Source organism: Leuconostoc gelidum subsp. gelidum KCTC 3527, from assembly GCF_000166715.1.
In the GTDB taxonomy this organism is placed as follows: Bacteria; Bacillota; Bacilli; order Lactobacillales; family Lactobacillaceae; genus Leuconostoc; species Leuconostoc gelidum.
The window spans coordinates 77,369-101,659 of record NZ_AEMI01000020.1 but is presented as its reverse complement, the minus strand read 5'-3'; the positions used below and the strand labels follow the sequence as shown (position 1 = coordinate 101,659).

Annotated in this window: 26 protein-coding genes; 21 read left to right on the top strand and 5 right to left on the bottom strand. The window is 36.3% G+C overall.

The window, feature by feature from the left end:
* Positions 1-2 precede the first annotated feature (2 nt).
* The 5 genes from EUI_RS0106450 to EUI_RS0106430 all read left to right on the top strand — a co-directional run bounded on the left by EUI_RS0106450 (position 3) and on the right by EUI_RS0106430 (position 6,114).
* Positions 3-1,703: a phospho-sugar mutase gene (locus tag EUI_RS0106450; RefSeq protein ID WP_010016908.1), complete on the top strand. Its 1,701-nt coding sequence runs from the start codon at positions 3-5 to the stop codon at positions 1,701-1,703.
* Positions 1,704-1,824: 121 nt separating this feature from the next.
* The gene (rplS, locus tag EUI_RS0106445) at positions 1,825-2,184 is read left to right on the top strand and encodes a 50S ribosomal protein L19 (protein ID WP_010016907.1); all 360 of its coding nucleotides are present in this window, start codon (positions 1,825-1,827) and stop codon (positions 2,182-2,184) included.
* Positions 2,185-2,571: 387 nt separating this feature from the next.
* The gene (gene dinB, locus EUI_RS0106440) at positions 2,572-3,657 is read left to right on the top strand and encodes a DNA polymerase IV (protein ID WP_029508535.1); all 1,086 of its coding nucleotides are present in this window, start codon (positions 2,572-2,574) and stop codon (positions 3,655-3,657) included.
* Positions 3,658-3,724: 67 nt separating this feature from the next.
* Positions 3,725-4,741: a DHH family phosphoesterase gene (locus EUI_RS0106435; RefSeq protein WP_010016903.1), complete on the top strand. Its 1,017-nt coding sequence runs from the start codon at positions 3,725-3,727 to the stop codon at positions 4,739-4,741.
* Positions 4,741-6,114, top strand: coding sequence for a DEAD/DEAH box helicase (locus EUI_RS0106430; RefSeq protein WP_010016902.1), 1,374 nt, complete (start codon positions 4,741-4,743; stop codon positions 6,112-6,114). Before EUI_RS0106435 ends, EUI_RS0106430 begins: the two co-directional genes overlap by 1 nt.
* Before the next feature lie 37 nt (positions 6,115-6,151).
* Here the strand turns inward: EUI_RS0106430 and EUI_RS0106425 are convergent, their stop codons facing one another.
* Both EUI_RS0106425 and EUI_RS0106420 read right to left on the bottom strand, forming a co-directional pair.
* Positions 6,152-6,991, bottom strand: coding sequence for an alpha/beta hydrolase (locus EUI_RS0106425; RefSeq protein ID WP_010016901.1), 840 nt, complete (start codon positions 6,989-6,991; stop codon positions 6,152-6,154).
* Complete coding sequence (locus EUI_RS0106420) at positions 6,981-8,195, bottom strand: hypothetical protein (protein ID WP_010016900.1); 1,215 nt, start codon at positions 8,193-8,195, stop codon at positions 6,981-6,983. Before EUI_RS0106420 ends, EUI_RS0106425 begins: the two co-directional genes overlap by 11 nt.
* A gap of 154 nt (positions 8,196-8,349) precedes the next feature.
* Between EUI_RS0106420 and EUI_RS10400 the strand changes: the two genes are divergently transcribed.
* Genes EUI_RS10400 through dltD form a run of 5 tightly spaced genes read left to right on the top strand, consistent with a single transcriptional unit; the run spans position 8,350 to position 12,790 of the window.
* Positions 8,350-8,490 carry a teichoic acid D-Ala incorporation-associated protein DltX gene (locus EUI_RS10400; RefSeq protein WP_013231414.1) on the top strand — a complete coding sequence of 47 codons (141 nt, stop codon included), beginning with the start codon at positions 8,350-8,352 and terminating at the stop codon, positions 8,488-8,490.
* 15 nt (positions 8,491-8,505) lie between these two features.
* The gene (gene dltA / locus EUI_RS0106415; RefSeq protein ID WP_010016898.1) at positions 8,506-10,038 is read left to right on the top strand and encodes a D-alanine--poly(phosphoribitol) ligase subunit DltA; all 1,533 of its coding nucleotides are present in this window, start codon (positions 8,506-8,508) and stop codon (positions 10,036-10,038) included.
* Entirely contained in the window at positions 10,031-11,236 is a 1,206-nt protein-coding gene (gene dltB / locus EUI_RS0106410; RefSeq protein ID WP_010016896.1) for a D-alanyl-lipoteichoic acid biosynthesis protein DltB, read from the top strand. The genes dltA and dltB overlap by 8 nt, the downstream gene beginning before the upstream one ends.
* Before the next feature lie 28 nt (positions 11,237-11,264).
* On the top strand, positions 11,265-11,501 hold the full coding sequence (dltC, locus tag EUI_RS0106405) for a D-alanine--poly(phosphoribitol) ligase subunit DltC (RefSeq protein WP_010016895.1): 237 nt from the start codon (positions 11,265-11,267) through the stop codon (positions 11,499-11,501).
* A 5-nt stretch (positions 11,502-11,506) separates the two neighbouring features.
* A complete protein-coding gene (gene dltD / locus EUI_RS0106400; RefSeq protein WP_010016894.1) occupies positions 11,507-12,790 on the top strand; it encodes a D-alanyl-lipoteichoic acid biosynthesis protein DltD in 1,284 nt (427 codons plus the stop codon).
* A gap of 74 nt (positions 12,791-12,864) precedes the next feature.
* Here the strand turns inward: dltD and EUI_RS0106395 are convergent, their stop codons facing one another.
* Positions 12,865-13,584, bottom strand: coding sequence for a YslB family protein (locus EUI_RS0106395; protein ID WP_010016893.1), 720 nt, complete (start codon positions 13,582-13,584; stop codon positions 12,865-12,867).
* Between the two features lie 90 nt (positions 13,585-13,674).
* Between EUI_RS0106395 and murI the strand changes: the two genes are divergently transcribed.
* The 6 genes from murI to ruvA all read left to right on the top strand — a co-directional run bounded on the left by murI (position 13,675) and on the right by ruvA (position 19,444).
* Positions 13,675-15,132, top strand: a complete 1,458-nt coding sequence (gene murI, locus EUI_RS0106390) for a glutamate racemase (RefSeq protein ID WP_029508534.1) — start codon at positions 13,675-13,677, stop codon at positions 15,130-15,132.
* A 38-nt stretch (positions 15,133-15,170) separates the two neighbouring features.
* The gene (locus EUI_RS0106385) at positions 15,171-15,707 is read left to right on the top strand and encodes a YfcE family phosphodiesterase (RefSeq protein ID WP_010016890.1); all 537 of its coding nucleotides are present in this window, start codon (positions 15,171-15,173) and stop codon (positions 15,705-15,707) included.
* A 55-nt stretch (positions 15,708-15,762) separates the two neighbouring features.
* Entirely contained in the window at positions 15,763-16,821 is a 1,059-nt protein-coding gene (gene ruvB / locus EUI_RS0106380; protein ID WP_010016889.1) for a Holliday junction branch migration DNA helicase RuvB, read from the top strand.
* Positions 16,821-17,681: a metallophosphoesterase family protein gene (locus tag EUI_RS0106375; RefSeq protein WP_010016888.1), complete on the top strand. Its 861-nt coding sequence runs from the start codon at positions 16,821-16,823 to the stop codon at positions 17,679-17,681. The genes ruvB and EUI_RS0106375 overlap by 1 nt, the downstream gene beginning before the upstream one ends.
* A complete protein-coding gene (queA, locus tag EUI_RS0106370) occupies positions 17,674-18,735 on the top strand; it encodes a tRNA preQ1(34) S-adenosylmethionine ribosyltransferase-isomerase QueA (RefSeq protein WP_010016886.1) in 1,062 nt (353 codons plus the stop codon). The genes EUI_RS0106375 and queA overlap by 8 nt, the downstream gene beginning before the upstream one ends.
* Positions 18,736-18,853: 118 nt before the next feature.
* Positions 18,854-19,444, top strand: a complete 591-nt coding sequence (gene ruvA, locus EUI_RS0106365; RefSeq protein WP_010016884.1) for a Holliday junction branch migration protein RuvA — start codon at positions 18,854-18,856, stop codon at positions 19,442-19,444.
* A gap of 42 nt (positions 19,445-19,486) precedes the next feature.
* Here ruvA and EUI_RS0106360 read toward each other — a convergent pair whose 3' ends face one another.
* Positions 19,487-20,119: a deoxynucleoside kinase gene (locus tag EUI_RS0106360; protein WP_010016883.1), complete on the bottom strand. Its 633-nt coding sequence runs from the start codon at positions 20,117-20,119 to the stop codon at positions 19,487-19,489.
* A 97-nt stretch (positions 20,120-20,216) separates the two neighbouring features.
* Positions 20,217-20,597, bottom strand: a complete 381-nt coding sequence (gene mscL, locus EUI_RS0106355; protein WP_010016882.1) for a large-conductance mechanosensitive channel protein MscL — start codon at positions 20,595-20,597, stop codon at positions 20,217-20,219.
* A gap of 224 nt (positions 20,598-20,821) precedes the next feature.
* On the opposite strand from mscL, the gene EUI_RS0106350 reads away from it, so the two are divergent.
* The 5 genes from EUI_RS0106350 to EUI_RS0106330 all read left to right on the top strand — a co-directional run bounded on the left by EUI_RS0106350 (position 20,822) and on the right by EUI_RS0106330 (position 24,257).
* The gene (locus tag EUI_RS0106350; RefSeq protein WP_010016880.1) at positions 20,822-21,016 is read left to right on the top strand and encodes a hypothetical protein; all 195 of its coding nucleotides are present in this window, start codon (positions 20,822-20,824) and stop codon (positions 21,014-21,016) included.
* A 12-nt stretch (positions 21,017-21,028) separates the two neighbouring features.
* A complete protein-coding gene (locus tag EUI_RS0106345) occupies positions 21,029-21,520 on the top strand; it encodes a PH domain-containing protein (protein WP_010016879.1) in 492 nt (163 codons plus the stop codon).
* The gene (locus EUI_RS0106340; protein ID WP_010016878.1) at positions 21,513-22,982 is read left to right on the top strand and encodes a PH domain-containing protein; all 1,470 of its coding nucleotides are present in this window, start codon (positions 21,513-21,515) and stop codon (positions 22,980-22,982) included. The genes EUI_RS0106345 and EUI_RS0106340 overlap by 8 nt, the downstream gene beginning before the upstream one ends.
* Positions 22,983-23,071: 89 nt before the next feature.
* The gene (gene rpsP / locus EUI_RS0106335; protein ID WP_010016877.1) at positions 23,072-23,485 is read left to right on the top strand and encodes a 30S ribosomal protein S16; all 414 of its coding nucleotides are present in this window, start codon (positions 23,072-23,074) and stop codon (positions 23,483-23,485) included.
* A 175-nt stretch (positions 23,486-23,660) separates the two neighbouring features.
* On the top strand, positions 23,661-24,257 hold the full coding sequence (locus EUI_RS0106330) for a 5' nucleotidase, NT5C type (protein WP_010016876.1): 597 nt from the start codon (positions 23,661-23,663) through the stop codon (positions 24,255-24,257).
* Positions 24,258-24,291 lie beyond the last annotated feature (34 nt).

The following is a 24,291-nucleotide window of genomic DNA, read 5'->3' as shown; positions in this document are numbered from 1 at the left end:
TCATGATCTATCAAGAACAATTAGCAAAATGGGAAGCAGCAACTTTGCCAGAATATTTGGCAAAGGATTTGGCGCATTATACGCCCGAACAGCAAGAAGATGCGTTTTACCAGAATTTGAGTTTTGGTACAGCCGGTATGCGTGGTGTTCTTGGGGCCGGAACAAATCGTATGAATATTTACACAGTTCGTCAGGTTACTGAGGCATTAGCGCGTTATATTGACGGCCAAGGAGATGCTGCAAAGACTAGCGGTGTTGTTATTAGTTTTGATTCACGACACTTTTCACCAGAATTTGCTTCAAATGCAGCGCAGGTTTTATCTGCACACGGTGTTAAAGTCTATCTGTTTAGCAGTTTACGACCAACACCGGAATTGTCTTTTGCTGTACGCGAACTTGGCACATTTGCAGGAATTATGATTACGGCCTCTCATAACCCTAAAGAATACAATGGTTATAAAGTATACGGAGCAGATGGTGGACAAATGGTACCAGAAGCTGTTGATGCGGTTGTCTCAGAACTCGAAAATATACAAGACGTCTTTGGTATCGCTTTAGATGAATCCAAGGCACATGTACAGGTTATTGATTCAGAAATTGATGATAAGTATTTAGCTAACGTTGCCACAGTAACAGTTAACCCTGAGCTAGTTGCTAAAGAAGGGGCTTCGTTGAAATTTGTTTATTCACCATTACATGGCACAGGACAATACATTGGTGAGAAGGCGCTACAACAAGCCGGTTTTACAAACTATACAATTGTGAAAGAGCAAGCTGTTATTGACGGAGATTTTCCAACAGTTAAGAAGCCAAACCCAGAAGATGCGGCGGCCTTAGCTATGGCTATTGATTATGCCAAACGTGAAGGCGCTGATGCAGTTGTGGCAACTGATCCTGATGCAGATCGTATGGGGGCAGCTGTCAAATTAACTGACGGTACGTTCCAAGTCTTAACAGGAAACCAAATTGCAGCTGTGCTTGTGAACTATCTTTTGACGGCAAAGAAAGAAACAAATACATTACCAGAAAATGGTGCCATTGTCACATCTATTGTTTCATCGCGTTTTGCTTCAAAAGTAGCTGAAAGTTTTGGTGTAATCACTGAAGATGTTTTAACAGGCTTTAAATATATTGCAGCTACAATTGATAAGTACGAAGCAACTAAAGAACAGACTTTCTTGTTTGGATTTGAAGAAAGTTTTGGTTATCTGGTTAAGCCATTTGCACATGACAAAGATGCTATTCAAGCACTTGTGTTATTTGCTGAAGTAGCGGCTTATTATAAGTCACAAGGTAAAACATTTGCAGATGGTCTAGAGAAATTGTTTGAGAAGTTTGGTTACTTTGAAGAAAAAACAATTAGTCTTGATTTTCCGGGTATTCATGGTAACGATGAGATGGGCGCCATTATTTCACAGTTCCGTGATAAGCAACCTGATACAATTGGTGGTTTAAAAGTGATGCGCGCACAGGATTTTTCAAAATCAACTGAAACAGCTGTCAATGGTAAAATAACGACATTACCACAGCCAAAAGCAAACGTATTAAAGTATTGGCTTGAGGATGGGTCATGGGTAGCTATTCGTCCGTCAGGAACTGAACCAAAGTTAAAATTCTATATTGGGGTTGAATCAGATTCACAAGTAGCATCTCAGTCTAAAATTGATGTTATGACGAAAGATTTGATGGCATACACGAAATAAAGTTAGACAATTGAGACATATTTTGATACAATTAAAAAAGGCTTAGAGGCCATATTAACGCTAATCCGCTGTGCGTTTAGCCTAAGGGCAAGTGTAAGATTATCGACTAGGAGAATTACTAATGCGTCAAAATAGCATTTTAGAAAACATTACATCAGTACAATTACGTTCTGATATTCCTGATTTCCGCGCTGGTGACACTGTTAAAGTGTTCGCTAAGATTGTTGAAGGTTCGCGTGAGCGTATTCAATTATTTGAAGGTGTTGTTATCAAGCGTAAGGGTGCTGGTATTCAAGCAACTTACACTGTTCGTAAAATCTCGTCAGGTGTTGGTGTAGAACGTACATTCGCGTTGCATTCACCACGTGTTGAAAAGATTGAAGTGATCCGCTTTGGTGCAGTACGTCGTGCCAAGTTGTATTACTTACGTGCATTACAAGGTAAAGCAGCTCGTATCAAGGAACGTCGTCGCGACGTATAACTTGCTTAAAAAACATCCAGTGGGATGTTTTTTTTGAGTGTGGTATGTATTGATTTCAAAAACATAAATTTGTATAATGAATTTCAGAATGTAATATTTATGTAATGAAACAGCAAAACTTATGATATGTAAACAGGACGATGAGGGTATATAATTAAAACATACTCGAATAATATTTGAGTTTCATTACTCCCCTAGTAATGTTTCAATCAGCCCCCCAATTACTGATTGATTTAATTGATAACTTCGGTTATCGTGCCCCTGACCATCCCCTCTTCGGTCAGGGGTTTTTTTATGTTTTCAATGACTTTTTACTTGAATGCAAGTATATTTATCGGTTAAACAGTTAACGTTACGAACAGCAGTTCGTTATGTTAAAATAACTGTATGGTAGAATTCATGATTACAAATGATACACGCAAAATTTTGCACGTTGATCTGGATGCGTTTTATGCACAAATTGAAATGCGAGATAACCCAAAACTGAGACATAAAGTGTTAATTATAGCGCGTGATCCTGAAGAAACAGGCGGGCGAGGGGTTGTAGCAACAGCAAACTATGCTGCAAGAAAGTTAGGTGTTCATTCAGCTATGAGCGCCTCTGAAGCAAAAAATCTAGCACCTGATGCTGTATTTTTATCCCCTAACTTCACTAAATATAGGGCTGTCTCTGACCAGATTCATAATATTTTTGATGCTTTTACAAAGAAGGTCGAACCGGTAGCATTAGATGAAGCTTATCTTGATGTGAGTGATTTGAATTTATCAGGGTCAATGTTGGCAGCGCGTATTCGACACGAAATTTTAAGAGTGACGGGCCTCACGAGTTCTATTGGTATTTCACATAACAAGTTATTAGCTAAGTTGGGGTCTGAATATAATAAACCAAATGGTGTCACAGTTATCACAACTCAAAATATGTTAACATTTCTTGATGAATTAACTATTGGCGATTTTCGTGGTGTTGGGAAAAAAACACATGAAAAATTCAAGCGGTTGCAGATTGAAAATGGATCAGACTTAAGAAAAATGTCATATGATGAATTACGATCTCAATTTGGCAAGGTTGGGGAGCACCTATATTATCAGGCTCGTGGTGTTCATTTTGGTGAAGTTCAGTGGCAACGACAACGTCAGTCGATCGCTAAAGAAGAAACTTATGACCATTTTTTACATAGTGAACGCGATATACAATATGAATTTAAAAAACTAGCTGCTGCTATGATCGAGGCGCTAAAAAAGCATCATCGTGTTGGCAGAACACTGAATATTAAAGTACGTGATGATAATTTTAATACAATGACTCGTGCAATAACACGAGAGTTACCATGGCCATTGTCGGAAGAATTGTTAACTGAAAATGCGCAGAATATTTTTGAGGATTTAATGGCGCCACCTTTTTCAGTTCGATTATTAGGAATGTCAATGAGTAATTTGCAATCTAACAGTTTTGAAGAAATGACGTTATTTTAAACGTGATATACTAGATAAAGACGTGTTAATTTTAAACACAGATCTGTAAAAATAGAAAGATAAGATTATGGCAACGATTGAAGAGCAACTACTACAACAAATTAAAAGATATGACACAATTATTATTCATAGACACCAGCGACCAGATCCTGATGCGTTTGGTTCACAACTAGGCTTGAAGGCAGTATTACAAGCGAGCTTTCCTGAAAAACATGTTTATGCTGTAGGCAAAGAAGTGCCAGGGTTGTCATGGATGAACGAAGATGATACATTTATGGATGATATACCTGATAAAACCTACAAGAATGCTTTGATTATCATGGTGGATACTGCTAATTCACCCCGTATTGACGATCAACGGTGGCCTAATGGTTTAGAAACAATTAAAATTGATCATCATCCAAATGATGAACCTTACGGTGATTGGCAATGGATTAAGCCAGGACATTCAGCAACGAGCACGATGATCTATGAGTTCTATGAAACACTTAAAGATCAAGGGTTAATCATGACTGATAAGGCAGCACGGTTACTTTACATTGGTATTGTAGGTGATACTGGACGATTTATGTATGGTATGGACAAGGAAACTTTTCGTGTAGTTTCAGAACTGTTTAATTATAAATTTAATTATGAAGCGGTTCATCATAATATGGAAACAATTACTGAAAATGCCGCTAAATTATCAGGATATGTCCTACAAAACTTGAACATTTTGCCTTCCGGATTTGCTTTTGTCGTGCTAACGAAAGCACTAGTTAAAAAATTTGATTTAAGAGAATCTGGCACTGCGTTTGTTGTCCCACTGCCTTCAAAAATTGATAAAGTCAAAGCTTGGGCTATTTTTGAAGAACAAGATGAAGGTAACTATCGTGTACGTTTGCGATCAAGAACTATTGTCATTAACAAAATTGCAAACCAATTTGAAGGTGGCGGACATCCAATGGCATCAGGTGCTTGGGCACAAACAGGACAAGATGTTGAACGATTAATAAAAATGGTTGATAGTGCATTAATTAAACAGTATGGTACCGAGGGAACAGCTCAGGAAACGACTGAGAAAATTGAAAGTAGAGAAATTTGATGGCAGAAACAGCAAACCAATTTGGACAATTTAATTTAAAGCCAGAAATCATTGTAGCTCTGACCAAAATTGGGTTTACACAACCAACACCAGTACAAGCTAAGCTTATTCCTAGTATTTTGCAAGGCAATGATGTTGTTGGTCAGTCTCAGACAGGGTCTGGGAAAACACATACATTTTTGATACCGATATTGAACCAATTGTCACAAAATGAACAAAATGAACAATATGTACAGGCTGTGATTACAACACCATCACGTGAACTAGCAGCACAAATTACCAAGGCAGCTAAAGATTTTGCGGAAAACTGGCAACAAAATGTGACTATTTCAGAATTTGTCGGTGGTACAGACAAAATGCGACAAATCAAGCAACTTGAAAAAGGTCAACCTCAAATTGTTATTGGCACACCAGGTCGTATTAAAGATTTGGTATCAACCGGGGCTTTAAAGTTACATGCTGTACACACATTGGTTGTTGATGAAGCAGATATGACACTTGATATGGGATTTTTGAGTGAAGTAGATTTTATAGCTGGTGCAATGCCAGATAAATTACAAACTTTGGTATTCAGCGCAACCATGCCAGAAAAATTAAAGCCATTTTTAAAGAAGTATTTGGATAATCCAAAATTTGAAGCCATTCCTGTATCAACTGTTATTGCAGATACCATTGACAACTGGTTATTAGCGACAAAATCAAAAAATAGAAATGATGTTATATATCAAGTATTGTCAATTGGCAATCCTTATTTGGCATTGGTATTTGCTAATACAAAAGAACGTGCAAAAGAAATTGCTTCGAATTTGCGTGGTCGTGGTTTGAAAGTTGCAGAAATACATGGTGATATTGAACCACGTGAACGTCGACGTGTGATGAAAGCAATCCAAAACTTAGAATTTCAATATGTTGTCGCAACTGATTTGGCGGCCCGTGGTATTGATATTGAAGGCGTATCTCATGTTATTAATGATGACATACCAGATGAGTTAGAATTTTTCGTTCATCGTGTCGGACGAACTGGGCGTAATGGTTTAGCAGGTCTCGCGATTACGCTATATGGTCCAGATGAAGAGCAAGAAGTTGCCGAATTAGAAGCGCTTGGTATTAATTTTAAAGCTAAGCAAATTAAAGATGATGAGATTGTCGATGTTAAAGATCGTCGCGCACGTAAACAACGTGTTGCCACAACCAAAAAACTAGATCCAACAATGGTTGGTATGGTTAAAAAGAAGAAAAAAATCGTTAAACCGGGCTATAAGCGCCGAATTAAGTCAGCGATTCAACGTAAAGATCAAATGGATCGCCGTATTTCAAAGCGAGAAGAAATGCGCGCAACACGTAAGGAAAATAAAAAGCGTGGCGATAGGTAATAAAAAATAAGACGACTCAGTTGAGTCGTCTTATTTTTTAATGTCGATCACGACGTGATAATGGTGCAATGATGTTGGCTTGAATTAATTTCATGACTTCGGGATTATCTGGTAAATTAGAATGTTGCGCATTGTCACCTGTCACAGTAATCTGGGTGTATGATTTAACTTTTTTTTGATAAATATATTTTCCAGCGATGACACTTTGAATTGGAACAATGCCATCATCAGTGTAATCTTCAGTACCGGCAATTGAATACACTGTTAAGTGACTTGGTATTTTACTATTTTCTTGTATAAAATCTTTTAACATTTCAGTGCGTCGTTGTAAAGAAGTTTCTGAAAAGTTAAAGGGCGTCCCCAATGTCATCAATGTTGGTATTGAAAAGTCATCACTGTCAAAATATTTTTCAAGAAAATTTGTCCATATTAAGCCGCCGTTTGAATGGCCAATGGCAGAAAATGTCTGAAAGTGATAGCGATCTTGTAAGGCATAAAGAGCACTTGTTAACCACTGTGTTTGTTTTTTAATATTGTTGTAACCATCTTCGTTGTTTTGAAAGCCAATAACAATAAATGGTTGGCGATCATTAGCGTTGATTTTGCCAGTGTATATCAACTCACCATTTTGATTAACTTTGACTTTTAGAATACTGTGAGTTGGGCCATTAGCATTGATTTCTGATAATAAATGATCGAACCGATTAACAGTTGCTTCAGATCCAGGAACAAAAATAACAGGTGTCATATGTGAATTTTTAATTTTGGACTGATGAGTACTTGTTTCTGATACCCAATGCTGGCCATAGATACCTAAAAACACCATTAATATTAAACTTAATATTAAAATTAATGTTAACACGATTCTATTTTTCATGAGTAACCTCTGTTGTAAGACGCTTTAAAAATGGTCGATAAATTAGCAAAGAGATGCTAAAAATGAGAAAGGCAAGTATCGTTGATCGGATCGGTGTGGCACTTGCAAGGGTAGGAAGTAACATATTTGGCAAATTATTAGGTGTAATAAAAACTGCAGGTTGCACAATATGCCCTGCTATAGCGACATAGCTGATTAACATACTAGTGATATTAACGAGTATCATAGGTACTAACATGAGAGGTCTGAGAAACATGGGCAGGCCAGCATAGAGTAGGTAATTGTTATCAAACAAGCTAGGAATCCATGATAAAATACCCAAACGTTTATATTTTTTTGATACTGCAAACAATAATAAAATATTAAGTGTTAAAGTATTACCAACACCACCAAATAAAGTAAACGCGCCATAAATGCTATACAAATTTTCAGGGAAAGGGAGGGGTGCTAAACCGTGAGTTAAAAATTTATCTAAATTTGATACCATAGCATTAAACGAGGTCTGATTGCTGGAAAGCTCAGAAGGAAGTGAAAATCCAATTATAAATAGCAATGGCGACAAAATTGAAATTAGTAGCAACCCAGAAAAGGTTGTAAAAAAATTTTTAGATAACAGATTTGAGATAATAGTCGTTATACTTGAAAGATGTAATCCGACATGAAGTAATAGACTAGCAGAGATCATTGTTGTAGCCCATAGTAAATATTTTAGACTAAAAGGAGAGACAGCTATTTTAAGACGACGATAATACCAATAATATGTATAACAGCTCAACAAAGTGAAAAGTGTTATTAATAAGTAATGGATAGCCGTATTTGTGGGTGATTGATTTTTTGCGAACAGTAACATATAAATTGCAATAAAGTTAGTTATAATAGGTAGCGTCGTATTTTCAATGCCTTTTTGAGTTAAATAGTGATATGTTAAGCCGATAACAAAAATCATAGTGACAGCAACGTCAAGATTTTGTATGATAAACATTAACTGATCGGAGACGCTATCTGGTATTATTGGATAGTCGTAAAAAATGTTTGCGAGCAAAGCATCAGGAGAAATAGCTAACTTAAAAAAAAGTCGACAATAAATATCGATGGCCAAAATTGGCACAGATTGTTGCATAGCAACTGATATGGCCTGCATAAAAGAGCGATGGCATAAGGCCTCATCCACATTTTGGACGGAATTGATTAAACGATTGAGCATGATGCCTCCAGAGCTTTCAAAAAATTTGTACTGTAAGAACAAGACTATACATAAAAAATGTTTGTGTTATAATAATGACTATGAATCTTTTTTACTACTGCAGCAAAGTACTATTTGATTATACATTAAATCACAGATACGGGGGTAACGTGAAATGATTAAACAATTTTTTCAGCGGCCGATTGTTAATTTTATTAGTCGGACGCTATTTTATTTTATAATTATTTTAGTGCTGATATACCTTTACAGCTATTCAGGCGTGGGTGAAGGTCACTTTATTTATAACGAATTCTAAATTAGGAAAATTAATATGATTATTAAAAATATCATGACAGCGATTGATACAATTGCAGAAACGCAAGGGCATACAATTGCTTATGATGAATTGGGAAATACACACACATACGAACAGCTTAAAAAGTATTCGGATAGCCTAGCATCATTTATAGAGAACTTGCATGTTGCTGATAAAGCACCAATTATGGTTTATGGGGGACAGCAGTTTGACATGATTGCCAGTTTCTTAGGCAGCGTCAAGGCGGGTCATGCCTATGTGCCGGTTGATGTTAATTCAGCTGATGAGCGCTTAACAGATATCATCGAGATTGGACAACCAGCGTTAATTATTGCTGTTGATGATTTACCAATCGAAGTTACTGATGTAACAGTCATCAATAAGACCCAATTGACCGAAATATTTAATACAGTCAACGCGTTTAAAATGACCCAGCCTGTTGTTGGTGATGAGAATTTTTATATCATCTTTACATCGGGCACAACTGGTAAACCAAAAGGTGTTCAAATTTCGCATGATAATCTTGTGAGTTTTGCGAGTTGGATGTTAGGTGAAACCTTTAATTGGCAATCTGGTAGTAATGTCTTATCACAGCCACCATACTCATTTGATCTATCAGTGATGGATTGGGTTCCAACGTTGTTAGCAAAAGGAACTCTGAAGGCTTTACCAAAAGACGTAGCTGATGATTTTAAGACATTATTTAAGACATTGCCCAGTCTCCAGCTACATAAATGGGTATCAACACCATCTTTTGCTGATGTCGCGTTACTTGATCCAGAATTTACACAACAAAAGCACCCCAATCTTGATGCTTTCTTCTTCTGTGGCGAAGTATTGACATCAACAACAGCACAAAAGTTGCTTGACCGTTTTCCAGACGCAAAAGTTTATAATACCTATGGACCAACTGAAGCAACTGTTGCGGTTACTGGTTTACAAATTACACAAGATGTTATTGCAAGTCATGATAAAATGCCGATTGGTTATGTTAAATCTGATACAAAAATCATTATTCAAGATAGTGATGGCATTGCAGTATCTGAAGATGAAGCAGGTGAAATTGTTATTGTTGGTCCGTCAGTATCAAAGGGATACTTAAATAATCCTGAAAAAACAGCAGCAACCTTTACCGTTATTGATGGTCAGCAAGCCTATAAAACAGGTGACTTAGCAACACGTGATGCGAATGGTTTACTACACTATAACGGACGTAGTGATTTTCAAATCAAGTTGCATGGCTTCCGAATTGAGTTAGAAGAAGTTGCCCAGCAATTGCAACAAAGTCAATGGGTGGAACAGGCAGTGGCTGTGCCTAGATATGATGCTGATGGTAAAGTAAAGCAACTATTAGCTATTATTGTAGCTAAAAATAATACTTTTGAGAAACCCATTTTGTTAACCAACGCTATTAAATTAGAACTTGAAAATATTATGATGCCATACATGGTCCCTAGTCGGTTTATGTATCGTGAAGCATTACCACTCACGCCGAATGGTAAAATTGATCTCAAAGGTTTGATTTCTGAGGTGAATAATAATGCTTAATCTACAGCCATATGCTGACCCAAAGTATTTTATTATTTTATTAGTAGCATTGTTGCCACTAGCAATTGGTTTATATTTTGGCAAGCGATTGAATTGGTATGAAGTTGTTGTATCTGTCATTTTTATCTTTTTAATGTTTGATGGTCATAAATATCATGAAGGATTTGCCCTAATTGGTTATATAATTTGGCAATGGCTACTAGTATGGGCCTATACGCTATATCGCAAGAAAAATAATCACGCAATGGTTTTTTATGGGGCGGTTGTGTTAGGTATACTACCATTGGTTTTGGTTAAAATAGCGCCAGGTGCACATTGGACCCATGTGACTTCACTACTTGGATTTCTTGGTATTTCATATCTAACATTTCGATCGGTAGCCATGATTATGGAAACACGAGATGGGGCCATTAAAGACTTTAATCCTTGGTTATTTTTGCGTTTTATGCTCTTTATGCCTACAATATCATCAGGACCAATTGATCGTTATCGTCGTTTTATTAAAGATATCACAACAGTACCAGATCGCACAAAATATATCAGTATGCTTGAAAAAGCAGTATGGTATTTCTTCCTTGGATTTTTATATAAGTTTATAATATCTCATATTTTAGTAGACGAATTGTTACCGCAAATTACCAACTTTGCCTTGCAAGATGCTCATCTTCATAATGGCTGGACATGGTGGTTGATTCCCTATATGTACACTTGGGGATTAGATTTATTCTTTGATTTTGCTGGTTATTCATTGTTTGCTGTCGCGACAAGTTATGTGATGGGGATTGAATTACCAATGAACTTTAACAAACCCTTCCTATCAAAAAACTTGAAAGATTTTTGGAACCGTTGGCATATGTCATTGTCGTTTTGGTTCCGAGACTACATTTTTATGAGACTTGTGTTTTTGATTATGAAAAAGAAGTGGATCAAAAATCGAGTAACAGTTTCAAATATAGCCTATATTGTTAATATGTTAATTATGGGATGTTGGCACGGATTGCATTGGTACTATATTGCATATGGTTTGTTCCAAGGTGTTGGTATGGTTATTAATGATGCATGGCTGCGATATAAAAAGAAACATAACTTTCCACATAACAAATTTACAGAGGCGCTTGCAATTGTGATAACATTTAATGTGGTGATGGTTAGTTTCTTATTGTTTAGTGGATTTTTGGATACATTATGGTTTAAATAATAGCAATTAAAAGAAAGAGGAAATAACAATGGCAGTAAAAGAAGACGTAATCGACATTTTGAATACAATTATTGGTGAAGATATCACTGATCAAATGGATGATGATTTTTTTGATAGTGGGTTGCTCGATTCAATGGCAACTGTTGAATTGTTACTCGACTTGGAAAGTAAGTTTGATATTCAAGCACCAGTATCAGAATTCAATCGTGATGAATGGAACACACCTAATAAAGTGATTGCCAAAGTTGAATCTTTGATTGGGTAGTCACCATGAAAAAAAGGGGGTTATGGTGGATTTTTGGACCAGTAGTGGTCGCTTTTGTATTGATTTTTGCATTATTTTTAGCACCTTTTTCTTTAAATCACATTACACATAAAAATATACGTAATGCATCGGTTTCTTTTTCCAAGAATACCTTTAAAGGAGAGGCTATAAAAACAGCGGCGTTTAGTGATCATTCTAGACGTTATGTGCCTTTTTTCGGGTCAAGTGAGCTATTACGTTTGGATACCATGCACCCTTCAATGTTGGCTGCAAAGTATCATAGAAACTACCAACCATTTTTACTAGGTCAGGCGGGCACGGAATCGCTGACTCATTATTTAGGCATGCAAGAAATGACACCTGCATTACACAAAAAGCAAGCAGTTTTTATTATTTCACAGCAGTGGTTTACTAAGAAAGATACAAAACTCTTCTTTCCTGAATTTTATTCACCGTTACAAACAGTGGATTGGTTACGTAATATCAATCATATTACGCCAACTGATCGCTTTATTGCAGGTCGTTTGTTGGAACAAAAACAAATTAAAGACAGTGATTTTTACGCAACATTGATTACTAAAATTAGTGATAATAAACCCTTGTCAAAAACTGACATCAACCTACTAAGTTTACGTCATCGCTTATTGTTACGTGATGATCAACTATTTTCAAATTTTTCACGATCGAACAATTGGGATAAGCGTGTTGAACCGGCATTAAAAATATTACCTAAACAGGATAGTGCCTCATCATTATTACGGCAAGCAACAAAAATTGGTGAAAAAGAAACAACAAATAATGATTTTCAAATTAAAAATTCATTTTACAGATACCGTGTAAAAATGCGTTTAAAGCAATTGGCTCAGTCACAGAAATCTTTTGATTATCGTCAGTCAGACGAGTATGCTGATTTTCAAGCAGTGTTAGCAGAGTTTGCAAAACAACATACAGATGTCTTGTTTATTATTCAACCAGTTAATCAGCGTTGGGCTCATTATACAGGATTAAACCAAGATATGTACTATCAAAGTGTCGACAAAATTAAGGAGCAGTTGACGACACAAGGGTTTAATAATATTGCTGATTTTTCGCATGAAGGTAATGCGAATTACTTTATGCAAGATACAATTCATCTGGGATGGAATGGCTGGGTAGCTGCAGACAGGCATATCAATCCATTTTTAACAAATGGTTATAAGCCAACAAATTATCATATTAACAATAATTATTTATCACGTGAGTGGCAAAATCTTATGCCAACATCCGATAATTTGGAACAATTCAAATAAAAACCGCCAATGTGTCGGGTATTAAGAAAATCAATAAAGTTTTCTTAATACCCAACACGAAGCGGTTTTTTTGTTTATGAAAATGGTGATTGGGATTCTGCATCCGTTGATGTTGGAAAATTAAAAGGGTCGATTGCGTCGTCACCAGACAAGGCACTCAAACTGGTTGGCGCTTCTTTTGGCAGGTCAATATCATCAAATTTAAAGGCCAGTAATGAATCTGTAATAGATTGTTCGTGTGAAATATCACCATCATCCCGTATATTAATGATTTTGGCATGCTCAATATTTTCATGTGTTTGTCTTAAAAATGATTCTCGCGCAGCAACACGTTGCTTGATATCAGAAACATCAACTGTCTCATTAAGATCAGTCACAACTTCGAAGCTCACACCCTCATTTTTTTTCATGAGTTTAAATGTTGCTTCGGCGATGGCCCCAGTTTGCGTTTCAAGTTGTTGTGCCAAAAAACCAGCCTCTAAACTAAAATCAGCAGACTTATCCAGTCCTAAACGTTGTTTGACTAAATCACCAGTCAAGTACCAACGTTGATTTTTACTGTCTTGAGAAGCAATTTCTATAGTGCCAAAACCAGCGTTATCAAAGAACGTTACCACGGAAGAAAGGGCATCAGTTGGGAATTGGCGTGCTATTTCTTTACCAGCCCAATATAAAATATGGGGATAATCTTCTTGTAATAGATTTTTTAAAAGACCATCACGGAGAAGCGTCAAGGCAAAGCTATTGACTTGAAAATTTGTCTGTAAAATTTTGTCGTAATCATTGCTATTCATAAGTTTATATAAACCTTTCAGATCTTTATTATACCAAACTTTTGGTCTAGAAAACTTGCATTCTTAAATTTTCCGTTCATAATTATAAATATGAATAAAAATAATCCAATCGGGATGGTTGATTCTGGGGTTGGTGGCCTAACGGTCATTAAAGAAGCCCAAAAGCAACTACCTAACGAACAATTTATCTTTATTGGCGATACAGCGCGTATGCCTTATGGGCCACGGACGACGGATGAAGTGACTGCCTACACACTGCAAATGGCAAATTATCTGGTAACAGAAAAGCAAATTAAAATGCTTGTCATTGCTTGTAATACGGCAACAGCACGTGCACTCACTGTGCTTCAAAAAAAATTAACTATTCCGGTCATTGGTGTCATACAACCAGGCGCGCAAGCCGCACAATTGGCAACCAAAAATAAAACAGTTGGTATCATTGCAACTGAAGGCACTGTCAATTCTAAAGCCTATGAATCGCAAATACATCAATATGACGCTGATATAAAGGTTTTGTCACAAGGTGAACCAGATTTTGTACAATTAGTTGAAGCAAATAAGTATCAAGATCATGCTGCGCGAGATCTTGTCATGAATCATTTAGCACCGTTTAAAGCAGCGGGAATTGATACACTAATACTAGGTTGCACCCACTTTCCATTGCTTGAATCTTTTATTCAAGAGGCAGTCGGTCAACAAGTTACCTTGATTGATTCCGGTCGTGAAACCATTTATGCCATTAAACAATGTTTGAATAAGCTGGCCTTAAACAGTGATATAAAACATAATCATGATGAAGATATTTATTACACAACGAGTGATAGTGATAATGAAACGTTTAAAGTTATTGCGACAAATTGGTTAACGCGCACCCATGAACTTGATGTTCGTCATTTAAAAATCGTAGGCAATGGGATATTACAGCATTTAGAGGAAATTAGCATGTCTAGACTTATTTTGGCTAGTAACAATCAACATAAGATAGCAGAAATAGAAGCTATCTTGAATGATATCGGTATCGACCTAACAGTGACACCGCTACGAAATTTAGGGGGCAATGTACCTGAAATTATTGAAGATGGCACAACATTTGAAGAAAATGCGACAAAAAAAGCGACGGCAATTGCTAAAATTGCGCCAAATGATTATATTTTAGCAGATGATTCTGGCTTATCGATTGATGCTTTGAATGGTGAACCAGGCGTGTATTCTGCACGATATGCAGGGGATCATGATGATGAGGCGAATAATGATAAAGTCTTAAACAAGCTTGAAGGAATCACATCGCGTGAAGCACAGTTTAATAGTGTCCTTGTGCTAATCGGTCCGAACAAGCGTAAATTAGTCGCAACAGGAACGGTGCATGGCTTAATAACAGATCAACGTTATGGCGATAACGGTTTTGGTTATGATCCGCTTTTCTTAATACCACAGTTTGATAAAACGTTTGCCCAATTAACTGCAAATGAAAAAAATCAGGTAAGTCATCGTGGCTTGGCTTTACAGGAATTAGGTAAACATCTACCAGAATGGTTGAAAGGAGTGTAAGTAATAATGAAAATTGCTACTTACAAAAATGATATAATATGTCAAAATTTTTAATTGTTTCAGATAATCATGGTGATCGCGCGATATTGTCAAATATTATTGCTAGGTGGCGGCCACAAGTTGCCGGTATTTTTTTTAATGGTGATTCAGAATTGGCAGCACAAGATGCTGTTTTTGATGGTGTTTCAACAGTAATTGGTAATATGGACTATGATCCTGATTTTGTTGAAGCGCGCGCGACAACAATTGATCATGTGACTTTTTTTCAAACGCATGGGCATTTATATAATGTGACAATGTTTAATGGGTGGGCTAATTTAGAGTTGTTAGATAAAGCAGCTCTCGAGAGTGATGCTCAGGTTGTTTTATTTGGTCATACGCATATTGATGGGGCACTTGCCTATAATGGTAAGTTATTTATTAATCCAGGATCAACGAGTTTACCAAAGGGACCACGGTCAATAATTGGTGGAACGTACGCTGTACTTATCGTTGAGGCAGATAAGTTTGTTGTACATTTTTATAATCGTTCGCACGTACTGTTAGATAATCTCACAGTAGAAATGACACGTTAATTTTTCGGGATAGTCTCTGATATAAATATCCGGTAAACATGGTAAAATGATAAATATGGTAGATCAACAAGAACCACAATTTAATCAATGGTATGATGAAAATACAGCAGCCGATCAATTAATACGTGATGCAGCGGCAAATGAGGTGGAACAGCGTAATGAATTTTCATTACGTCCGCAATTTTTGCGTGAATATATTGGTCAAGCTGCCTTAAAAGAAGAGCTAAATGTTTATATTTCTGCAGCTAAGCAACGTGAAGAGGCATTAGATCATGTTTTGTTGTTTGGACCACCAGGGTTAGGAAAAACAACATTAGCCATGATTATTGCAAACGAAATGGCTGTGCATATTAAAACAACTTCGGGTCCGGCAATTGAGAAGCCAGGAGATTTAGTAGCCTTACTTAATGAACTTGAACCAGGTGATATTTTATTTATTGATGAAATTCACCGCTTACCAACGAATATTGAAGAAATTATGTATTCGGCGATGGAAGATTATTTTGTTGACATTATGGTTGGTCAAGGACCGACAGCACGTGCTGTTCATTTTCCGTTACCACCCTTTACACTTATTGGTGCAACTACACGACCAGGTATGTTATCAAAACCTTTACGTGACCGTTTTGGAATCATTAACGCAATGGCATATTACACACCAGAAGAATTACAAGAAATCGTGGTTCGTTCATCAGATATTTTTAACGCACCAATTAAATTGGCAGGCGCTTATGAAGTCGCTTTGCGTTCACGAGGCACACCGCGTATTGCTAATCGATTATTGAAACGCGTACGTGATTTTGCACAAGTAGAAGGTAAATCAGCAATTGACAAGGCAATTGTTGATATTGCTTTGGATAAATTGCGTGTCGATAATCGCGGACTTGATGAAACAGATCACAAATTTTTAGGAACGATGATTGAATATTATAAGGGTGGTCCTGTAGGTTTGAACACCATTGCAGCCAATATTGGTGAAGAGGCTGAAACATTAGAGTCTATGGTTGAACCTTACTTATTGCAGATTGGTTTTTTGCAACGCACACCACGTGGTCGTGTTGTTACTGAAAGTGCTTATGCACACCTTAAAATACCGTATCAAAGGGAACAATAATGCAATATATTATGTCAGATACGCATTTTAATCACGAAAAAATTTTATATTTTGATAAATCACGTGCAGAATCATTACGTGCACTGGATATTGAACCGACTATTAAAAACATGGATATTTACCTTGAAACAACCTGGAATAATGTTGTGAAAGCTGAAGATACCGTGTATTTTTTGGGTGATCTTGGTATGTTTCGTAAAAAGCAAGATTTTGTTGCACAATTAACACGTTTAAATGGGCGTATTGTTTTTTTTAAGGGGAACCATGATCATTCTGACCAGTTAAAAGCAGCCGTAAAGGCTTCAGAAACTGGTGTAATAGAAGTTGTCGATACTGCCAAAGCGGTCAAAATTAATGGGATACAAGTTTGGTTGAGCCATTATGCCATTGATTTACCTTATCCAATTTTGTCTGTTCATGGCCATATTCATGAAGCTGAATATCAATCTGCCGGTATGATTAATTTATCGCTTGATTCGGATTATATGCAAACCAGAAAATTCGGTGCACCAATCAGTTTTGATGAGTTGACACCGCTTTTGGTTGCACGACAAAAAAAGATTGCACAACTGTATCAAATAGAATCAGAAAACAAACGTTATGATCGCTTGATAGAACGGGCATTTGATGAAACGATTACAATTAATAAACCAACTGCTACTCAGCGACATGAATTAGCGCTGTTAGTGGACTATCTCAATACTAATGATTTGACATATGCAGATGTTTTAAAAGCGTTTAACATTCCTAATGAAGATAAAGTATTATCGGATCAGGCAAAAGAAAAGGTTGCCTTAACAGGATTTGAATTTGAAAAAAAAACTAATCTACAAGGCAATATAGGTGAAAAAAATGACTGAAGAACAACATTACCAATTAGCAGATTTTGATTATGATTTACCAGAAACACTCATTGCCCAAACGCCCTTAAAACAGCGTGATTCGTCTCGTTTGTTAGTGCTAGATGCGAATACTGGCGTGTATGAAGATAAACATTTTTATGACATTTTAGATTATGTGAACCCAGGCGATGCTATTGTGATGAATAACTCTCGCGTGCTACCAGCACGATTGCATGGCGTACGTCCTGAAACAGGTGGACATGCCGAAGTGTTATTATTACGTCAAGATCATGGCGATGTCTGGGAAACATTGGTCAAACCCGCAAAAAAATCACCAGTTGGGTCAACGATTTTTTTTGGTAACGACATTGACAATCCAGTCATGACTGCTACTGTTGTTGGGGAATTAGAGCATGGTGGTCGTTATATTGAGTTCCACTATGAAGGTATTTTCATGGAGCTACTAGAAAAATTAGGGGAAATGCCGCTGCCACCTTATATTAAAGAAAAGCTGGCAGATCAGGAACGTTATCAAACTGTTTATTCCAAAGTTGACGGTTCTGCCGCAGCACCAACAGCTGGGTTACATTGGACACCAGAACTATTAGATAAGGTGCGAGCAAAGGGTGTCCAAACAATTGAGTTAACGTTACACGTTGGTTTGGGAACATTTAGACCGGTTGAAGAAGAAAATATTGAAGATCACAAAATGCATTCAGAGTTCTATCAGTTGAGCTCAGAGGCGGCTGATGCTTTGAATAAGGTTCATGCTACTGGTGGTCGTATTATTGCTACAGGTACGACTTCTATACGTACATTAGAAACGATTGGCTCAAAATTTGATGGGCAATTACAAGCTGATTCAGGTTGGACAGATATATTTATTAAACCAGGATATCAATGGACGACGGTTGATGCGTTTATCACAAATTTTCATCTTCCTAAGTCAACGTTAGTTATGTTAGTCGCGGCTTTTACAGGGCGTGATAATATTTTAAATGCTTATCAGCACGCTGTGGATGACAAGTATCGTTTCTTTAGTTTTGGGGATGCAATGTTTATCAAGCGCTAGATGTCATTGTGATTCACTATTGCCATATGCTTGTTAACAACTGGTAGTTTTCAGAAAGTATCTCATCACTTGATTTTTATGATAAACTAAAAAGATGTGATTTAAGGGGGAAATAAAAGTGTACGAATATATTAATGGTTTAATTACGAATATTTACCCAGCTTATTTGGTCATTTGTGACCGCAGTGGTGTAGGTTACAAACTATTTGTAGCTAATCCATATCGTTTTGAACAAAATGTGGAATCACATGTTTACTTGGAACAAATTGTACGTGAAAATGAAATCACGATGTATGGTTTTATTGATGAAAATGAAAAAATATTGTTCAATAAGCTATTAAATGTTTCCGGTATTGGGCCTAAAAGTGCTTTGGCCATTTTAGCTAGTGATGATGCGGCTGGTTTAGTTAATGCTGTTGCAAATGATGATGCAACTTACTTAACACAGTTTCCAGGTGTTGGTAAAAAAACAGCGCAACAAATTGTTTTGGATTTGAAAGGGAAATTGGATGATTTGGCTGCCTCTGTTGGTATGGCAACGCCAGTTTCGCAGCCAAATTCAAACCAGGCATTGTCTGATGCCTTAGAAGCTTTAAATTCATTAGGTTATAGTACTAAAGAGGTTGCTAAGCTGGAAAAAACTTTAGCAGCAAAACACGATACAACAGATGGTTATATCCGTTCAGCATTAAAATTGCTAGTTAATTAAAAAATACGTTCATCACTGTATTAATCAGTGATGAACGTATTTTTAATGTATTGTTTTTAATGCCTGATCAATTTGTTGTAAAATCACTTCTTGATTTTTGTTTTGTTCAAGATCAAATGTTTGTAAATCAATTTTTATTTTTGGTGACGCATCATATGCATCAAACCAATCACGATATGCTGACCACATACGGAAATAATACTGACGTAATGCATCATTATCGTCAAACTGTTCGTAATCACGTCCACGTTTTTTAATCCGGTATAAGATAGTTTCAAAATCAGTTTCAGCGTAAACGAGTAAATCAGGGGCCTTCTTAGGTAATTTTTGTAACTCAGACATCATATTATTGAGTAGTTGTGTGTAAACACTCATTTCAGCATCTGTGATGTTACCATCTTTATGATTTTCAGATGTAAATAAAGCGTCTTCATAAATTGAGCGATCTAACACATTATTGTCATCTGCTAGTGCTTTCTTAATCATATCGAAACGTCGGTTAAGAAAATAAATTTGTAGTAAAAAACCATACTGTTTTGGGTCGGAATAATAAAGTGGGAGTACGGGATTGTCGCCCACTGGTTCATAAAAGGCTTTTGTGCCAAAATGTTCAGCAATTAACCCAGTTAATGTTGTTTTTCCAACGCCAATCATGCCTGCGGTAATAATCACCATGACGACCTCCAATAATTTAGTAACCTAATAACTATACAAAAAATCCGTCCAAACAACAAGGTCATTTCTTGGACGGATTTGCTTCAAAATGCGAACATTATGCTTTTTTTTCAGCTTCCAATAAATCACGAATTTCGGTTAAAATTTCTAATTCAGGGTTAACTTCTACTGCCTTTTCCTTGTTTGTACGGAAGAGGCGGTTGATAACTTTGATTAGAAGGAAAACGACAAAGGCCGTAATCAAAAAATTAATCAAGTCATTGATGAAGGCACCATACTTAAATGTGAGTTCTTTAGTAATAACAAGCTTTAAACTAGCTAAATCTGAAGTACCACCAGTGAAAAATGTCAAAATCGGACCAATTAAATTGTTAGTCAAAGACTTCACTAATCCAGTAAAAGCACCACCAATAATCACACCAACTGCTAAATCAAGCACGTTACCACGCATGATAAATGTTTTAAATTCTGAGAGCATATTTTTGTTTGTGTTTATAGTATTGTAGTGTCTATAAACACATTCCTTTCATTTCTACATTCTATATAAATATTTTACCTGAAAATACAAGGATTACAATATGTTTTTAAAAAATATTATATTTCTTAGGTAATTGCACGTTGTCAATAAAATTTATGAGCATTATCATGACATACAATTGTAGTCATGATAGAATAAACATAATTGTTTGAAGGAGAAAAATTATGAATGAAAAAGAACAGTTGACCATATGGCATGAACAGCTTATTAGTATCATTAATGATGTTAATACGCCACACACACTAGGTGGTATCACTAATGACGCTAATCGTGCCCATGATTCACGATTAGCACGTCGTGCATTAGATAACTTGATTATATTAAGTGAAGAAATTAATGCCAAGCGTGAAGATGATTAGAGCGCAATAGTGATGATACCAAAGCATGCACAGAGCTTACCAAAAGCGGCTAAAAAAGTGTGGTTAATGTATGATATGATTGCTTTATTAGTGCTCTTAGCAATCGGATTAATAACTAACATATTTTTGAAATTTAATGGGTATAATCCTTTAACAATTGGGGTTAATGTATTATTTGGTTTTATTTTGTTGCTTATTATTGGTAATGCTATTTTGATTCCTTACCGTTATCGCTTTCACAAGTATTTGCTGCAGCAGGAAGCTATTTCTATTTATAAAGGATTTTTTCTACGTAAATCAGAAACAATTCCATTGAATCGTATACAAAATGTTGATACAGTTCAAGGACCAATCTTAAAAATATATCATTTGCAAAATGTGTCAATCGTTACAGCGGCACATGCTTTTAAAATTGCAACAATTAATGAAGATGTGGCACAATACTTACGTGATCAGTTGATTACAGCGGCAAGACAGGCGCGTGAGGTAGATACAGATGACTGATCGCCAACATCAACCAAAAATTGCGATTCTTTCTGAATCAATTGCCGTTATTCGGATGATTATTTTTCCTGCTTTTTTGATTTTTTTTAAAGGTGACAATCGGTGGCAAATGCAATTACTTATAGTTATTGGTATGTTGTCACTATCGTTAATATTTGGTATTTTGAATTGGTGGTTCTTTGTTTATGAAATCACGCCTCATGAAATCAGCCTGACTCAGGGAATATTTGTAAAAAAACGTGCACATATAACGTTTGAACGTGTTCAGACAATCACGCGAACACAACCAATTTATTTTCAACCGTTTGAAGTATTTAAGGTTAGTATAGAGACTTCCGGAAAAAAAGATGATAAGCTTGAATTCAAGGCCTTACTTTTACCACAAATTGAAGCTATTGAAGCGTTACGTAAGCAAGCTCAAACAAAAAGTTCAGATCACACTACTAAGTTGGTGTCACACAAGGTAGATGCGCAGTATCAAATTAATAATCACGATTTGTGTGTATATGCTTTAACATCGTTAGGCAGTTTAGGAACTGTGGGTGTGCTATTTGCAACCCTGACAACAGTGAATGAATTTTTTCCTAAATGGTTTCAAAATGATCTTGACAATTGGATAAATAATCAAACATTTGAAATATATGCTGCACTAATATTAGCTGCCGTAATCATTGGTTTTTTCGGGGCATTCATGCGCTTATATAATCGCTATTTTCAATTCACCATTTTTCGCACGGGTGCACACTTAAACATAACACGTGGCCTTTTAACGAAACAAAACATGCAGTTACGGATCTCTCGTATTCAAGCTATTCATTATGAACAATCCTTGTTGCGCCGATTAGTACATCTTGTATCTGTCAATGTTTTATTAGCATCATCAGTGGTAGATAAGGATGATCAAACGAAACAAACACGTATCATGCCAGTTGTAAAAGAAAATGAGACGACAAATGTTTTACAACGTTTTTTACCTAAATATCATTTTTTACGACCACAAAAAGCACCAACAGTTTCCAGGTCTTCGATCTATCAGTTACGCTACATTTTTGTACTTGATTGTCTCGGAATTGGCATCGCATTTGTTTTGTATAGGTTAATTGAATATATAACAAATATGAATGTACCACATGAGTTACCAATACTAAGTTTAATAGTTGTAGTTATATTCTGTTATTCATTAATGGCCACATATGTAAAAATGTTAGATCAAGCGATTTGCTTTGATGCTGATTATTTAATCATACAAACATCATTAAGCTTCACAAAACACACCTATTTTATCCCACGTGAAAAAATTCAAGGCTTTGAAACGGCACAAAGTTGTTTTATGGTGAATAAAAAAGCACAGCATCTTACTATTATTCTACGTGACAGTGATTCAACGCAACACGTGACATTGCGGTATCTTAAGCAGTCAGAGATACATAAAATTGAAAATTGGGTAACACGTGTCAAGTAAAAGTACTTGACATCGGTGCCGGTTAGTGGGATACTAAATAAGTAAATTAAAGTGCAAAAAGCACAAAAGAAATTTGGAGGACATTAAATATGTCAGTTAAAATCCGTTTGAAGCGTATGGGTGCCAAGAAGCGTCCTTTCTACCGTGTTGTGATCGCTGATTCACGCTCACCTCGTGATGGCCGTTTCATCGAAACAGTTGGTACATACAACCCAATTACACAACCTGCAGAAATTAAGTTAGACGAAGAAAAGATTTTGTCATGGTTGAGCAATGGTGCACAACCATCAGAAACTGTTCGCAATTTGTTGAGCAATGCAGGTATCTTGACAAAGCATACTGAAACAAAGTCTGGCAAGAAGCCAGCTGTTGCTAAGCCTGCTGCATCAGTAGCAAAGCCAACAGAAAAAAATACTGTTGCTGAACTTAAAGCATATTTGAATGCTAAGGGCATTGAATTTGCTTCATCAGCAAAAAAAGCTGATTTGTTAGCATTAGTATAATTAACTAAAAAGACAACTGCCATAATTATTTATGACAGCTGTCTTTTTTTCTGTTGTTAGGATGATGCCAATAGATTTGTAAAACAATTTTGCCAATTAATCTCACATCGGCTATAATGAAACTATCCAATTATGGAAACGCTTTCTTTAATTCTGATAGTAATGGAGAAGATAAATGGTTAAGAAGCCTAAATTATTTTTAGATATGGATAATGTATTAGTCGATACGTTATCCATTTTAAATGTTATTGATATGAGATCGGAAAAAGTAAAAAAGCCTGATCAAATACCCGGTATTTTTCGTAATTTACCACCAATGGTTGGTGCTGTTGAAGCTGTTAAATCATTGGCAGAAAATTATGAGCTGCACATTTTATCGACCGCACCATGGCAAAATGCCAGTGCTTGGCAGGATAAATTACTTTGGCTTGCGCAGTACTTTGGGAATGATAAACAAAGCCCATTTTATAAGCGTGTGACGTTGACGCATGATAAAAGTTTAGCGCATGGTGTTGGTGGTATTTTAATTGACGATCGTCCTTATCATGGCGCAAGTCAATGGAATGATGAGGCAGCGGATAGCTTGTGGATTCAGTATGGATATGACGCCCGTTTAGTTTGGTCAGACCAGTTGGTGAATTATTTAAATGCAGTTGCCAAAGCCTATAAGACATCTGGTACGTTACGTTTAAGCGCAGAAGCGGTAGCAGAACAAACAGGCTATCAACTTTTTGGAAAAAATGATCATTTTGAAAAAGCGCATTGGGAATAGTAAAAACAGTAATCAAAATAATGATTGCTGTTTT